Annotated in this window: 8 protein-coding genes; 1 reads left to right on the forward strand and 7 read right to left on the reverse strand. The window is 69.2% G+C overall.

All coding sequences use genetic code 11. The features are described 5' to 3' along the window. A partial coding sequence (locus D7V93_RS19320) for a cache domain-containing protein (protein ID WP_208723070.1) occupies positions 1 to 870 on the reverse strand: 870 nt, incomplete at its 3' end. A 10-nt stretch (positions 871 to 880) separates the two neighbouring features. After that, the gene (locus D7V93_RS19325; protein WP_120644826.1) at positions 881 to 4,216 is read right to left on the reverse strand and encodes a response regulator; all 3,336 of its coding nucleotides are present in this window, start codon (positions 4,214 to 4,216) and stop codon (positions 881 to 883) included. Between the two features lie 194 nt (positions 4,217 to 4,410). Between D7V93_RS19325 and lexA the strand changes: the two genes are divergently transcribed. Then, complete coding sequence (gene lexA, locus D7V93_RS19330) at positions 4,411 to 5,079, forward strand: transcriptional repressor LexA (protein ID WP_120609820.1); 669 nt, start codon at positions 4,411 to 4,413, stop codon at positions 5,077 to 5,079. A gap of 134 nt (positions 5,080 to 5,213) precedes the next feature. Here the strand turns inward: lexA and D7V93_RS19335 are convergent, their stop codons facing one another. From D7V93_RS19335 to D7V93_RS19355, 5 genes are all read right to left on the reverse strand, one after another. Next, positions 5,214 to 6,380 carry a hypothetical protein gene (locus D7V93_RS19335; protein WP_120644822.1) on the reverse strand — a complete coding sequence of 389 codons (1,167 nt, stop codon included), beginning with the start codon at positions 6,378 to 6,380 and terminating at the stop codon, positions 5,214 to 5,216. Between the two features lie 122 nt (positions 6,381 to 6,502). Further along, positions 6,503 to 11,890 (reverse strand): hypothetical protein, encoded by a 5,388-nt coding sequence (locus D7V93_RS19340; protein WP_120644823.1) that lies wholly within the window; start codon positions 11,888 to 11,890, stop codon positions 6,503 to 6,505. A 162-nt stretch (positions 11,891 to 12,052) separates the two neighbouring features. After that, positions 12,053 to 13,132 (reverse strand): peptidylprolyl isomerase, encoded by a 1,080-nt coding sequence (locus D7V93_RS19345; protein WP_147451236.1) that lies wholly within the window; start codon positions 13,130 to 13,132, stop codon positions 12,053 to 12,055. 210 nt (positions 13,133 to 13,342) lie between these two features. Continuing rightward, complete coding sequence (locus D7V93_RS19350; RefSeq protein WP_120644825.1) at positions 13,343 to 14,485, reverse strand: tetratricopeptide repeat protein; 1,143 nt, start codon at positions 14,483 to 14,485, stop codon at positions 13,343 to 13,345. 16 nt (positions 14,486 to 14,501) lie between these two features. Next, positions 14,502 to 15,758 carry a hypothetical protein gene (locus D7V93_RS19355; protein WP_244237383.1) on the reverse strand — a complete coding sequence of 419 codons (1,257 nt, stop codon included), beginning with the start codon at positions 15,756 to 15,758 and terminating at the stop codon, positions 14,502 to 14,504. Positions 15,759 to 15,766: the final 8 nt, after the last annotated feature.

Consider the following 15,766-nt stretch of genomic DNA (forward strand, 5'->3'; position numbering starts at 1 on the left):
CACGAGCACCGTGCGCCGCAGCTGCCGCACCGGGGCCAGCGCCTGGGCCTCCTCCACCGTCACGACGACATCCATTCCCAGCGCGATCGGCACGCGGGCCACGCTCACCCGGCGCGCGGGGTCCTTCACGTGGAAGCTGCGCGCGGCGTCCGGTCTTCCGGAGGCGTCGGGCCCGCCCAGCAGCTCCGGCTCCAGCGCCTTCATGCGCCGCTCCGGCTGGGAGCTGGCCAGCACGCGCCCCTCGGCGTCCACCACGTCCAGCAGGGTCGGCCCCTCTCCCGCGCGCCGCCGCAGCAGCGCCTCCAGCTGCGTGAAGACGACCTCCGCGAGCGCGTACGGCGCGGCCTCTCCGTCCGCCAGCTTCACCCCCACGACCATGGCCGTCCGGCCGCTGCCCGCATGCATGTACGCACTGCCCAGCGCCGCCTGCCCCTTGCCCCCACCCCGGAGCGACTGCACCGGCAGCGCCTTCGCGAGCTGCATCAGCCCCGCCTCCTCGAAGCCCGGGTGGCCGTTGCGCGCCTCGGCGCGGTACACCGCCTGCCCCAGCTGGCGTCCCTGCGCGTCCACCCCCAGCACCGCGCTGATGGTCGGGGACTGGCCGTACAGCAGCGCCAGCCCTCCGCGCAGCTCGTCGGGCGTGGCGCGCTCCCAGTCGATGAGCTCCGCGGACCGGGCCAGGCCGTTGACGACCTCCATCAGGTTCGTGCCCACGGCCTCCGCGGTGGCGGAGGCGAGCGCGCGCTGCTTGTCGTCGATGTGCGAGACGACCTCGGCCTCCGCGCGAGACAGCAGCAGGAAGCCCACGGCGGCCAGGGGCAGCACCGTCGCGGCGAGCATGAAGAGGATGAGCTGCTGGTAGAGCCTCATCCCGGGCATCTCATCCGGTGACGGACCGGATCACGCGCTCCACGTCGCTGCGCAGGAAGACGGAGCCCGGGATGGCCTTGGCCTTCTTCTTCATGTCCGCGGCCCGGCGCGCCAGCTCCGCGTGATCATGGGCCAGGCCGTCGGTCATCACCGCCACCACGGACACGCTCATGATGGGGAAGTGCCGCTTCTCCCCGAAGCGGTCCTCCGCCTCGATGTGGCCGCGCTCACGATCGTGCCGGTCGTAGTAGAGCGGGATGATCCGGTCGAAGGCTTCAATGGCCCGCTGGCACACCCGGTCCACCGACTCCGTGGAGGTGATGAAGACGAAGTCGTCGCCCGCCACGTGGCCGAGGAAGTCCCCGGCGGCGCCCTCCTGCTGGAAGATCTCCCGCATCAGGTCGCCCGTCTGGCGCACCACGCCGTCCGCCTTCGCGAACCCGTAGTAGTCGTTGTAGGCCTTGAGGTTGTCCAGGTCCAGGTAGCAGAACGCGAACGGCTGGCGCGCGGCGAGCCGCCGCTGCACCTCGCGCTCGATGGCGGTGGAGCCCGGCAGCTGCGTGGTGGGCGACGAGGACAGCTCCTGCTCCTTGCGCCGCAGCAGGCTCTCCACGCGCGCCCCCAGCTCCAGCGCGTCGAAGGGCTTGGTGATGTAGTCGTCCCCGCCCAGCTTCAGCGCGCGCACCTTGGAGGACGTCTCCGTGCGCGCGGAGATGAAGATGACGGAGATGTGGCCGCTGGCGCGCTCGGCCTTGATCTCCTCCAGGAACGCGAACCCGTCGCCGTCCGGCAGCGCGACCTCCAGCAGCACCGCGTCCGGGCGCCGCTCGCGCAGGGACCTGCGGCCCTCCTCCAGGCTGGCCGCGATGCCCACCTCGAAGCCCAGCCCCTCCAGCACCTCGCGGCAGACGGAGGCGATCTTCGCGTCGTCGTCCACCACCAGCACGCGCCCGTGCTGCGCGCCGGCCCGGCCCCGCGACAGCGAGTCCACCGTGGCCAGCAGCTTGTCCCCCGCCAGCGGGCGCACGAGGAACGCGTCGGCGCCGGCGCGGAAGGCGCGCTGGCGCTCGTCGAACGCGGAGGTGAGCAGCAGCGGCGCGCGGCGCGTCTCCGGATCATTGCGGAGGATCTCCGCCAGCCGCAGGCCGTCCACATCCGGCAGGCGCACCGACACGAGCAGCACGTCCGGGTGCATGTTGCGCGCGGCGCTGATGCCCTCTTCCGCGGAGGCCGCCAGCCGGACCCGGTAGCCCCGGGCGCCCAGGAGGGCCTTCATGATGTGGCCCACCTCGGGCTCGCCCTCGATGACGAGCACCTTGCCGCGCGACTCCGGGCGCACCGGCTGCGGCGCGGGCAGCGTGTCCACGCTCTCCTGCGACAGCACCTCCTGGGGCGGCTCGGTGGGGAGCACGGCGATGAAGCGCACGCCGTTGGGGGACGGCTCGCACCAGATGCGGCCGCCGTGGGCCTCCACGATGTTGCGGCAGATGGCCAGGCCCAGGCCGGTGCCGCGCACCGTGCGGTTCGCCTGGGTGCGGGCTTGCTCGAAGCGGTCGAAGATGCGCTCCAGGCTGTCCTCGGCGATGGGGTCGCCGCTGTTCCAGCAGGAGAGCACCACGTAGCCGGGCAGGCTGGAGGTGGCGCGCAACTCCACGCGCACCTCACCGCCCTCGGGGGTGAACTTTACCGCGTTGTTGAGCAGGTTGTTGAGCACCTGGTTGACGCGGTTGGGGTCCACCATGGCGCGCAGCGGGTGCTGCGGCAGCAGCGGCACCACGCGCACGCGCCGCTCCGCGAAGGCGGGGCCGTACTTCTCCACCACGCGCTGGACGAGCTCCTCCAGGTAGATGCGCTCGAAGCTCATCCGCAGCCGGCCCTGCGCGAACTTCGACAGGTCCAACAGGTCGTCGACGATGCCGTTGAGCTTCTCGGCGGAGTCCTTGGCGAGCGACAGGTAGCGGTGCTGCCGCTCGTTGATGTCCCCCGCCATCCGGTTGAGCACCAGGTCCAGCGCCCCGGTGATGGACGTGAGCGGCGTGCGCAACTCGTGGCTCACCATGGAGACGAACGCGTCCTTGCGCTCCTCCAGCCGCTTCTGGTCGGTGATGTCGCGCAGCACCACGCACACGCCGCGCAGGGTGCCGCGCGCGTCGTTCACCGGCGTCACGGTGGTCTGCACGGTGCGCTCGAAGAGCTTCACGTCCTCGCGCAGGACCTGGTGGCCGCTGTACTCCAGGTTGCGCACCAGCTGGAACGGCTGGAACCCCAGGCGCTCCTCCAGGAGCCGGCTGGTAGGCCCCTGCGATTCCTCGCTCGCGTGCAGGATGCGGCGCGCGGCGGGGTTCATCACCACGATGTCGTTCTTCTCGTCGGTGAGCACCACGCCGTCCGCCATGGACGCGACCATGCGCTCCATGCGGTGGCGGGCCTCCTCCTCCGCCGAGCGCAGCGACTGGATGGCGTCCGCCGTCTGGTTGGCGAGCACGTCCAGCAGCAGCCCGTCGTCCTCGGTGAACGCGTCCGCGCGGTGGGAGAACAGCGACAGCATGCCCACGGGCCGGCCACCGGCGGTGAGGTTCACCGTGAGCTGGTTGGGGTAGACGACGGGCGACGCGGCGTCCTGGGTGGTGGTGCCGGTGACGCGGGTGATGACGCGGTCCTCGGGCAGGGACAGGCCGCTGCTCTTGCGGTACGCGCCGAGCATGGACTCCTTGACGCCCAGGAGGGCCTGCTCCCCCACGTTGCCGATGCACCGCAGCCGCAGCGTGGCGCCGCGCGAGCCCTCCGGGGCAATCAGCGCGGCGCCGCAGTCGTAGGGCAGCACGCGGGCCACGGCCGTGAGCACGCGGTCGATGATGGCGTCGTAGCTGGCGGGGTCGTTGGCGCTGGCGCGGCTGACTTCATAGAGGACGAAGAGGGCCTCCACGCGCTGGTGGAGCTGGCGGATCAGCCGCTCCTTGTCCTTCTTGAGCTGCGCGTACTCCACCGCGTTCTTCACGGTGATGAGCAGGTCGTTCACGTCCCAGGGCTTGGTGACGTAGCGGTACACCTGCCCCTGGTTGATGGCCGCGATGATGTCCTGCGGGTCGGTGTAGGCGGTGAGCAGCAGCGTGGTGACGTCCAGGCCTTCCGCGCGGGCCGCGGTGACGAGGTCGATGCCCGTCATCTCCGGCATGCGCTGGTCCGTGACGAGGACGTCCACGGTCTCGGTGCGCAGGATTTCCAGGGCTGCCTTGCCGGTAGGCGCCGTGAGGACGCGGTAACGCCGCTGGAACATCCGGCTGAGGATGTCGAGGACGTCGGCCTCGTCATCAACGAAGAGCAGCGTGTGGCGGAGGTCGGACACGGCGGCCCAAGTGTACGCCGAGATCAACGCGCCCCCTCAAGAACCGAGAAAGACAGGTCTCCGCCGGCACGCACGGTATGGGTGGGGGCACTGAACGGATTGACTCTACACGTATGTTCAGGAAGCATGGGGTACTGAAATTCTGTTGCCCGGTCCGCGAGAGCAGGCGGGCAGGCGAGCGAAGGAGTGCGGCCATGGAAGAACTCACGGAGCGCCAGCGCGAGATCCTGACCTTCATCGTGAAGGAGACGGAGAACCGAGGCTTCCCCCCGACCATCCGGGAGATTGGGGAGCACATGGACATCCGCTCGACCAACGGGGTGAACGACCACCTGAAGGCCCTGGAGCGCAAGGGGTACCTGACGCGGGGCGAGCAGCAGAGCCGCTCGCTGGTGCCGACCAAGCGGGCGCGGCTGCTGTTGGGGCTGGGGATGAAGAGCAAGGACTCCGGGATGGTGGAGATCCCCCTGCTCGGCCGCGTGGCGGCGGGTGCGCCGGCGCTGGCGCAGGAGAACATGGAGGACTCGGTCAAGATCGACAGCTTCCTGCTGGGCGGGGTGAACGGCCGTGAGGTGTTCGCGCTCCGGGTGAAGGGGCAGTCGATGATCGACGACGGCATCCACGATGGGGACTACCTGTTCGTGAAGAAGACGCCGTCGGCGCAGCCGGGGGAGATCGTCGTGGCGCTCATCGAGGACGAGGCCACGGTGAAGCGCTACTACCCGGAGACGGACCGCATCCGCTTCCAGCCCGCGAACGCGACGATGCAGCCCATCTACGTGAACCGCACCGACTTCCGCTCCACGATGATCCTGGGCCAGGTCGTGGGCGTGTACCGGAAGCTGCAGGGCGGCCGGACTTAAGGCTGTTGCCGTGACGCCGCCCGGTGCGTGTGCCCGGGCGGGGACCTGAAACGACGACGCGAGCGAGACCGGTGCCGGCCTCGCTCGCGTTCGTGTTTCAAGAGGGTGCGCCTTCCCGGAGTGGAAGGCAGCCTCTACATCGACTGCCCTTCCCCATCCTCGCAGCGGCAGCCGAGGTCGTTGCAGACGAGGATCCGGCCCTCACCGCAGCCGCCATCCGGGATGCCGCACGAACCGGTCCTCTGAGCACAGGCCTGGCCCGCGGCGCAGGTGCCACAGTTGTAGGTGGAGGAACACCCGTCGGAGAAGTTGCCACACTGCCGGGGGGCGCAGACCTCGCTCTGGGGCTTCGGCGTGCACACCCCACAGACGTTGGGAACGCCCGCCCCGCCACAGGAGCCCGGAGCGGTGCAGGTGCCGCAGTTGAGCGTGCCCCCGCAGCCGTCGGACACGGAGCCGCAGTTCTTGCCCAGCTCGGCGCACGTCTTGGGCGTGCAGCAGGTCCCCGCGCTGACGCAGGTCTGGCCCGTGGCGCAGGTGCCGCAGTTGAGCGTGCCCCCGCAGCCGTCGGACACGGGGCCGCAGACGCGGCCCAGCACACTGCACGTCCTGGGCAGGCAGCAGCGTCCCGCGGCCGTGCAGACCTGGCTCGGGTTGCAGGTGCCACAGTCGATCGCGTTGCCGCAGCCGTCGCTTGCCTGGCCGCAGGTGCGCCCCTGCGTCGAGCAGGTGCTGGGCGTGCAGCACTGGTTGTCCGTCTTGCAGATCTGATCCGTGGGGCAAGGGCCGCAGTCGAGCCTTCCGTGCGTCGTCTGCGGCAGGAAGCCACACTGCTTACCCATCCCCGAGCAGATCTCGGGCGACACCCTGGGCGTCACGAGCGCGTCCTCCAGCTGCAGCTGCGTCGGATACTGGGTCCTTGGCGTGCTGGCCGGCGGCGTCCGGATGTTGATGCCGGACTGGGCGCCCGCCGAGAGCGCCCTGGACTGCTGTGCCTTCAGCCCGGGCCCCGCCAGCTGTTCCGGAGTCTCCCCCGGCAGCGTCATCCAGAGGGCGATGTCCGTGTCCGCGGGAGGTGAGTCCACCAGGATCACGGCCTGCCCGTTGTCGTAAGGCGTGAGCAGCGTCTGTCCGACGGTGTCCCCCAGGACGAACAGCGGAGGGGAGATGCCCCCTGGGATGAACTTGCTCCGGCTCAGCCCGTCCACGCGGATGATCAGGCCGTCCTGGACGGTGACCTCCTGGCCATTGCGCCAGACGGTGAATCCCCCCGCGACATGGATGGGCTTGATCGAAGCCACGGAGCCAAGCCCGGAGTTCTGTGAGCGGACCTGGGCGGGAGGCGCCGGCGGACGCGTGGAGGGAGTCGTATCGGTACAGGAAACCGTCAACCCCAGAAGCAACAGTAGCATTGAGCGCATCATCAGAATTCAATCTCCAGGTCGTCCAGGGCGACTCGGCCCTGAGCGGTCTCGCCACCATCCGCCAGACGGATGCGGACCTTCGTGATGTTTCCAAGGTCGACGTCGGTGGCCGTGCCTGCAAAGCCAGCGAGCGGCAGGCGGAAGGTCTTGAAGGCAGCCGACGTCGTGTTCGTCCGCACCCTGGCGGGGTTGAGCGAGCCATCATCCAGATAGTAGGGCTCCGTCCAGATGCCGGCGGGATAGATGGGCGCCACCTGGTGGAACCCGTTGAGGGACACGGCTTCCAGGTGGCCCGCCCCGTCTTCCAGTTCCACGCGGAAGCTCAAAGGCGTTCCCGCCATCGTCAACGGATGGAACGGAACCTGGGCCGCGCGGAAGTTGAGGCTGCGGGCGGTGCGCAGATCCCGCTTCCCGACGGGAAGCGTCTCCTCGTAGGAAGAGGCACCACTCCAGTCGAAGAGCACGCCCCTCGTGGCCTGGAAGAAGCGGTTGGCGGGATCGGTCTCCAGGATCGGATCGCTGTCCGACAGAGGCCCCTCGGACGGCGCTCCCACCGTGAAGGCGACCGGCGCTCCCAGGCTGGACAGCGTCAGGGACGCATTGGATTCGTAGTCGTCCAGGACCGTGCGGACCCGCGTCGCGAGCTGCGCTTGCGAATACATCTGGACGCCCGCCGGTGTTCCCAGGGGAGCAAGCGTTGACGGCTGCTGAAGGAAGTAGTTGCTCGCGGCGCGAGAGCCTCCATCGACCATCCTCAGGAACGCCGTGATGTAGGCCATACCGACCTGCCGCTGGGTCGGCCCGTCGAGCAGGGTGGCGACCGCCCCTACCGGATCGCCCAGATCCTTGCGGGTGAAGTCGGGAACGCCCAACGGGCTGACGCTCGTGACGAGGAGCTGCTCCTTGGCGTCGCTATAGCCCCAGCTCGTGTTGAAGTGATTGTGGTTCGCACCCTCGATGCGCAGCGCGAAGCGGTCCCCCCGGGCCTGGTCATAGTGCATGAAGGGCCGCACATTGTTCGACGCGCCGTTCACGTCGCCATCCGCGGTGCCGTAGATCAGCAGGTACGGAGCAGTAGGAGGGGCGAGGGGGAGGTTCTCGGCCGCGAAGCTCACGGGGGCCAGGCTGATGAGGCCCTTGATGTTGCTCGGGGAGAGTCCTCCGCCCAGGGTTTCGCCTGGAGGCAGTGAGCCGGGAGTGGGCGTGCTGGAAGCCCAGTTCTGCAGCTGGCTCTGGGCCACGACCACGGCCTCTCCCCCGCGCGAGTGGCCCGCGAGGTAGATGCGGGATGCATCGATCTTCCCGGCGAGGTCGGGAACGGCGGCGGGGTTGGTGAGCAACAGCTCCAGGGTCTTCAGCATGAGCCACGCCCGCGCCTGGATGCCCGCCGAGCGCACGGCGGGATAGCCCGAGTAGAGGCTGCCGAACAGGGAGTCCAGGTCGATGCTGACGGTGATGAAGCCGCGCGATGCGAGGTGCTCCTGGAGGTAGCGGTAGCCCCGGTAGTTCTCATCCGAGGTCATGTCGGTGTCGACCGTCACCGTGACCCGGGGCACGCCCGGGGCCGGTTCGACGAAGATGGTCCGGGGGGTGTGGCGGCCATGCGCGATCACCACGATGGGACGCTGGATGGACAGGTCCACCGGGTAGATGGCCAGACCGCGCAGGGGCAGGACGGCCCCTCCGAGCATGATCCCGTCCCAGTTCGCGGGCAGGTGCGCCGTGTACAGCGGCGCATCATACGCCCCACCGTATTCGAAGGAACGGATGGCCAGCGCACCTGGTGTCACGGACGAGCCTTCCACGTCGACGGCCGGAAGCCCCTCGGGGCTCACCAACAGGTCACCCGGATCCAGCCGGCCATCCCCTACGAAGTCGTCGGCCGCGTCCGCGAAGTTGCCGAAGTCGTAGACGACGTCGTAGGAGCCCGCGGTGGCCGCCGTCCACAGCCGTACGACGGCCGGGGCCGCGTTGGCGGCACCGACGTCGAGCAGCGGGGCGGAGGTCCCCACGGCCACGAGCTGGGAGTTGGCGGCCCACGCGGCCGCGTCCTTGTGATTCACCAGGAACACGTTCGCGCGGCGGCCCGTGCGCTCACGCTGACGGGTACGGTCGAGCGCGACGCGAATGGAGCTTCCCGCGTTGACCGTGCGCAGCTCCCGGAAGTGAGGGGCATGCGTCAGGTTCTCGATCCCCACCGCCGCGGGAGGAGGCCCGAGCCGATAGCGCACACGCTCCTCGGCGAACACCTGTCCATTCACCCGGTAGGTCATCTTGAAGGTCGCGTCACCCGCGGCCCCCTTCCCATACGCCAGGAGGCGGATGCCGGCCGCCGGCGTCGCGGCCTTGTCCCACTGCCGGGGCAGCGTCACGGGACTGTACGTGGCGCCCTCCAGATAGAGCTCCACGAGCCCCACCGGCCCGCTCTCCTGCTCGAGGGTGAGGGTTCCACCGGTCAGGACCGGCGCGACCTTGAGGAGCAGGGGGCTCATTCTCAGACGCCGCTGGGTGAAGTTCGCGGTCGTGACGTCGACCGCGGGGAGGCTGCGCTCCAGGTGGACCCATTCCGGCAGGGCTCCCACGCTGGCGGGCTCCACCACCACCGGGTCCAGGACCGCGCTGTAGAGCGTGAAGAGGTGCGGCGCGCTCATGCCCAGGCCCACGCCGTTGCGGACGGCCTCCGCTTCGAACGTGTAGTTACCTGCGTTCAGCACCGAGCCATTGAAGCGCCCGTCCCAGTTCACCGTGGTGGAGGACCCGGTGCCGGCCGGCACGCTGCCCGACGCCAGCTGGACTCCGGCGTCGTTCTTGACGCGCCACCGGATGGAGTCGACCGGGTGCGAGGGCCGGATGCCGGAGCTCAACACCACGAAGGACGCGGTGTCCGTGCCAGCGACCAGCGCTTCGCGATGGACGTTCACGTCGCTGGACGCGTCCACCACCGTCGTCACGTTCTCCAGGACGACCACCCTCGGCCCCACGGCCTCGGCCATGATGATGCTCACCCCGGCGTGGACGGACAGGACGATGTCGAACGTTCCCGCCAACCGGGCGCCCTGGGAGTTCTTGCCGTCCCAGAACAAGAAGATGGGCAGGCCCCGACTGGACTGGTTCAGCACGGGCGTCACCGACTGGAACGCGACCACGGACGTCCCTGAGTAGACGACGTCCATGATGATGGATGTGCCCATGGCGAAGACCAGCTCGTCGTAGAAGGCCGAGTCCAGGTGCGTCGCGACGAGCACGCCCGACGTGTCGTCCTCCAGGACGATGCGCTCGTTGCCGGGCACGGGCGCGTCGAGGCAGGCGAGCGCGACGCAGTTGCCGATGAAGAACTCCGCGGTACCTACCGACTGCTGGGCGTCCTCGTTGTCGTCCGTGACGGTGAGGGTCACCCGCCAACGCCCATGGCATGCGGGCGGTACGATGGTGTTGGCGGGGAACAGGGTGACGCGCATGACATCCGGACCGCCTGGCAACGTGATCACGGGGCAGCCCGCGGGGCCCACGGCCGTCCACTGGAACTGGGTGATGCCCAGGCCCGGCGAGGCAGGCGTTCCATCGAAGGTGTTGTCGGGATCGATGCTCTGCGAGCCATCCACGATGATGTCGACGAGGTTGAGCCCTGACAGCAGGACCGTGGGACGAACCACGGGTCCCACCACGTGCACCTCCGGTGCGGTGTCCGCATACTCCACGTGGACGACGAGGCTGGAGGACGCATCATTGGACTCCGCGTCCTGGACGCGCACCTCGAACGTCCAGTCTCCGGGCGAAAGAACGTCCGGGCCGAAGGTCAGCACCGGTCCGGAGTCACCCACCTGGGGGAACAGCGTGCTGACGCGGACCAGCGGTTCGCCCGAACCCGGGCTGGCATACCAGGCGTAGCTCGAGATGCCGGCGGACACGGTGACGAAGCGGCCGTCGGTCAGGTGGCAGCGACCGGTCACGGTGGGACAGGGCGAGTCCGGGTCCTCGGAGGGGGTGGCATCCAGGACCAGGGGACCGGAGCCGATGACGTGGTTCTCGGGCTCGTTCTCGAAGGCGACTTCCGGGAGGCCGTCGAGCAGCACGGTGACCTCCTGGGTCACCGATTCATTCTCATCGTCCGTGGCGGTGAGGCGGAAGATCCACGATCCCGGGACGGACTGCGCGATGGAGCGACTCAGCACGGCGCTCGTGGAGAGCACCGAGGGCACCGCCACGCTGGCGCTCTGGGGGGCCTGGACGACCTCCCACTTGAAGGTGAGCAAGCCCCCGTCCTCGTCATCCAGAATGGTCGTTTCCTGGCGGATGGCATTGCCCTCGTCCACGTGCGTGGCGCCGGACAGCTGGATGCGGGGCTTCTTGTTGACCACCGTGACGGTGATCTCCCGGGACACCGAGGCGCCTTCGTTGTCACGCGCCGTCACGCGGAAGCGCCACGTCCCGACTTCCTTGCCGGTGGTGGGGATGCTGATGCTGGACTGGGTGGAATACCCGTTGGCGGCCCCGGGCGTGGCGCCAGCAGGAGCCTGCAGGATGTCCCAGGTGAAGGTCAGGTTGCCGCCGTCGATGTCCGTGGTGGAGGTGACACCCAGCTGGATGTTGTTGCGGACCACCACCTGCGACGCGCCGGCGATCTCGAAGATCGGGGGGACGTTGGGCACGGTGAACTGGACCGAATAGCTCCGGGTCTCTCCTTCGTCGTCATCCACCTCCAGCCGGAAGACCCAGGTGCCGATGTCCTTCTCGTTGCCGAGCTGGAGCGACGGGGTGGCGGTCCCCGCATTGACGAGCGCCGCGACGGAACCCGTGGGCCTGGAGGTGACCGACCAGCGGTGCACCACGGCCGAGCCGCCATCGGGATCGCCGGAGTTGGCGGTGAACTGGACCCTCGAGGTCCAGTTCGGCGCCGCGGGCGTGAAGGTCGGACTGGCGTACGGGGGGTAATTGACGACGTTGTACGTGAGCGTGATGTATTGGCGGGCCGCGACGGTCGCCTCGCAGAGGTAGTTGCAGGGGGGCCGGGTGGTCACGTTCCAGCACCAACCACTGTGCGGCACGGTGTCGAGCCAGCACGAGTACTCGTGCTCGCCAATGTCCCTCAGCGAGCGCGGATGGAAGATGAAGTTGTAGTCGACGATGCCGTTCCCATTCGCGTCATAGAACGGGCAACCACTCCCCAGATAGAAGAGGTTCGACTCCGACGTGGGCGTCTTCGGATCGTTGCTGTAGGAGGAGATGGGAACGCTCGCGCCCGGGGTGAAGCGGGTGCGGTAGCAGTAGGCCTGGGCGGGGAAGCGTCCCCCCGTGTTGTAGATGCCGTCGTAGACGGGTTGCCGGGCGAGAACGTTGACACCCGCGAGGGTGTTCTGCGCCAGGGATTGCGCGAGCGGGGCGTCCATGGGGACTTCCGCGGGCGCATCCAGGGAGAGGAGTTGCGACAGATAGCTGCGTCCCTGCGCCGGTTGGGGCGCGGGAGTGGTCGCGAGAAGGTACACGACTAGCAAGGCGGCGGGATTCACGGTCGGATTCCGAAGGTGGCCGTCAGCGACGGGAAGAGGGCGTCACTCGTGCTTTCCAGCCGGAGCGGGCTGGGGCAGGGACAAGGCAGGCGTGTCAAGGCATCCGTTGCACCGCGGGCCGGCGAGCTCCGCCTGACGTGCGGCCAGGTGGTTCTCGATCAAGGCCGTCGAGCGCAGCTCATGGCGCAAACCGGCGCGGCGCAGCTCGAGCAGCTCGGACCGCATCACCGAGCCGACCCGGTCGCGAACGGCGGCGAACGGCGGCGTCACGACAGGCCCCCGCTCCACCAGCCGGTAGAGGTGGAAGCCCTGCTCCGTGCGAAGCACGGGGGAGACCTCTCGCGCGGAGAGGTCGCTCAAGCGCTCCCAGACATCGGCGGGGACGTTGGCGGAGGTGAGCCGGGTGCGAACCCCATCGGGCAGGGAGGCGGCAGTCGCGAGGCCACCGTGGGACGGCGGCAGGATCTGCTCGCGCATCGCCTCGGCCTCCTGCTGACGGGCGAGGAGTTCGGCGTCCTTCATCTCCGGGGAGACCGCCACGAGCAGGTCCTCGACCTCGACGTACGTCGGAACCTGGAAACGCTCGGGATTGCGCTCGTGGAAGGCCTGGAGGGCGTCATCAGGGAACGTCCGGGGCACCCGCCGCTCCACGAGCTGGTCAACCAGCAACTCCAGACGGACCTTGCGGCGGGCCTCCTCCGGGAGGAGCATGGCATGCTTCAGGGAGGCGTCTGGCAACTGATTGCGCCGTGACGCCATGGCCGCGTCGAGCGCCTCCTCGCTGACCAGGAGTTGCTCCTGTTCGGCGGCGTGCTCGATGAGCGCCTCATCGATGAGCTGCTCGGCCAGGTGGGCCTTCTGGGCCCCCGCCATGGGCTCCGCGAGGTGCCCGTCCTTCAACCGCAGGTTGTTGGCCAGGGGTTGCCAGCGCTGGTTGAACCGCTCGCGAGAAATCTCCTCACCGTCGACGACGGCGATGGACTCCGTCTCCGGTTCTCCAGGGCCTGCGGGATGCGCTTCGGTGCGCCCCAGGCCCAGCCACAGGCCGGCGGCGGTGACGGTTGACAGCGTCAGGAAGCGCCAACGCCAGGGATGAGCAAGAGCTGCAAGAGACCGCGTCAAGGATTCAGGTCCAATCACGACGCGGCGTATTAGCAGCGCGTAAGTTGGAATGTCTAGCAGCCGACCCGTGGCGGGAGGATTAGTTTCCCTGGGAAACTAGATCATGAGCAGTCATTCAACGGAGTGTATGAGGCACCCCGACTCCCAGGCGTTAAAACCAACCCAGGTCGTTCCTCCGGCACGGCGACAGCGCCTGCCAGGCGTTGAAACCTACGGGCACTTCACCACGCCACCATCCGTGGAAGCCGCCGCCACCCGGGCGCACGCGGCCTGCACCGTGGCGGGGTCCTTCAGCTCGCGCGCCAGTCGCGCCGTGGCCAGCTGCAGCTCCACGTCCTTCGCATGCCCGGGCTCCGCGCCCAGGCTCGTCAGGATGCGCAGCGCGTCCGGCTTGCGCCCCAGGGCCGTCAGCAGGTCCGCGACCTCCTGCATCTCCCGCACGTCCGAACCCGACACCGTGTCCAACGCCTTCTGCAGCTCCCCTTCTGTCGCCGCGCGGTCCCCGGCCGCCAGGTGCGCGCGCGCGATGGCCACGTGGACGGTGGCGCGATCCTTCACGCGCAGGGACTCGCCCCAGGCCGCCAGCGCCTCGTCACGCTTGCCGAGCTTGAGCTGGATCTCCCCCACCAGCTCCCACAGCGTCGGATCCTTGGGCGACTTCTTCGCGGCCTCCTGGTACGCCGTGGCCGCTTCCGCCAGGTGGCCCGCGTGCACCTCCGCATCTCCCAGCGTGGTCAACATCTCCGGCGTGCGCAGGCCCTGCGTCGTCGCCTTGCGCAGCAGCGCGAGCACGTCCTCCTGTCGCCCCTGCTTCGTCAGCACGTCCACCGCTCGCAGCGTCAGGTCACCCTTCGACGCGTCCGGCGCGACCTCCGCGGCCTGCGTGAACTGGCGCACCGCCTCGTCGTGTTCGCCGCGCTCCTCCGCCAGCTCTCCCAACTGCTCCAGCGCGTTGAAGTCGCGCGGATGCAGCGCCAGGGCCTTCTGGAGCGACTTCTGCGCCTCCTCCGGCTTGCCGAGCTGTGCCTGGATGAAACCCAACCGGCTCCAGTTGGTGGAGCGCTTCGGATCCAATCGCAGCGCGACCTCGAACTCCTTCGCCGCCTCCTCCAGCCGGCTCATGGAGAGCAGCACCTCACCCCTCGCGGCGGGCAGGCGCGGATCCGCCGGCATCAGGCCCTTCATCTCGTCGAAGGTCTTGAGCGCCGCGTCGAAGTTGCCCTGGAGGTACTCGGAGTTGCCCCGGATGTAGAGCCCTTCGGCCTGGTCCTTCGGATCCAACTTCGGCGTTTCGGTGCAGGCCCCCGAGGCCAGCAGGGCAAGGAGCGGCAGGGCGCGCAGGCGCGAGGACATGGAGGGCTCCAGAAGCTCAGAAGTGGTACGCGATGCCAGCGTTGACATCGAGGTTGAGGCCGTCACCCGCGCCGTCATCGGCGAGGCCCAGCACCGCCTGCGCGATGTTCGTTCCCAGCTCCAGCTGGAAGCCGACGTGGCCCACCAGCAGGTACTCCAGCCCGACGAAGCCGACGACTGACGGCAGCGGACCCGTGTTCTGGAAGATGCCGTAGTCGCCGAACGAGAGCTGCACGCCCAGGCCGAAGCCCCAGTAGGGCCGCAGCGACTTGTCCAGGCGGTGGTAGTGCCGCGCGCCCAGGATGCTGGGCAGCACGTTGAGCTTGCCCTCGCCGCCGCTGTCGTCGCTGGTGCGTACCAGCGTGAAGCCCACCTGGAGGAAGCCCTGCCATTCCGGGTGGAACCAGTAGCCCAATTCCAGGTCCAGGCCCGGGTTCAACGAGGACAGCTTGTCGATGAAGCTGTTGTTGAAGCGCAGCCCCAGGGTCAGTCCGCCGCCCGGCGAGGAGGACGACGACGCCCCGCCCAGCAGCGGACGCGCCGAGACGGACGCTCCGGGCGCAGACAGCGCGGCGATCAGCTCGTCGGCGACGGCATCGGCCGTGCGCAGCAGCTCATCCTCGCCGGAGGCCTCCGCGCGCGGTTTGGCGAGGCTCCGCCCGTGACGCGTGTCCACGAGGCTCGCGGTGAGCAGGTACTGGCCCCCGAAGCGGTCCAACCGACCCGTGAGGATGTATTGGGCGCCGGTGAGCGAGGACAACTCCTGGAGGCAGTCCCCCTTCTCGCACTTGGCGTCCCCCAGGAGCTGCCGCTGTCGCTCGGCATCGAGCATCGTCTGGATGTCTCGCTGGGACAGCACGCGCAGCAGCGGGGACTCCGCGAGGCGGCTCGCGATGAGCGAGGTGATGCCCGGTGCGGCCTCCTTCCCCGCCGCGTTGGCCTCCAGTGGCATCACCGCCACGGAGGACGGCGCGGGCTTCGCTTCGGCGGACGCGGCCGGAGGCTTCGCGGGAGGCTCCGGCGAGGCAGGAGCGGCGGTCGCTCCCGCCTTGCTCGCATCGGGAGCAGGAGCCGGCGGGGCTTCCGCCTGGGATGGGGAAGGCGGGGCGACTTCCGCGGGCGGCGCCTTGGGCGAGGCACCCGCCGGGGAAGCCACCGCCGCCGGAGCCGTCCCGTCCTGCGCGAGAGCAGGCGCGGCCAGCGACACGAGACACGAGACGAGGAACCAGGGGGAGCGCGACACGCGCGACACTCTACCCTCCTCCCGGCCCACGCCCAGGC

It is taken from the genome of Corallococcus llansteffanensis, from assembly GCF_003612055.1.
Taxonomy (GTDB): Bacteria; Myxococcota; Myxococcia; order Myxococcales; family Myxococcaceae; genus Corallococcus; species Corallococcus llansteffanensis.

Coding starts and splice junctions, on each gene's coding strand:
- lexA (WP_120609820.1), top strand. CDS start 4,411: ATGGAAGAACTCACGGAGCGCCAGCGCGAGATCCTGACCTTCATCGTG.
- D7V93_RS19350 (WP_120644825.1), bottom strand. CDS start 14,485: ATGTCCTCGCGCCTGCGCGCCCTGCCGCTCCTTGCCCTGCTGGCCTCG.
- D7V93_RS19340 (WP_120644823.1), bottom strand. CDS start 11,890: ATGGACGCCCCGCTCGCGCAATCCCTGGCGCAGAACACCCTCGCGGGT.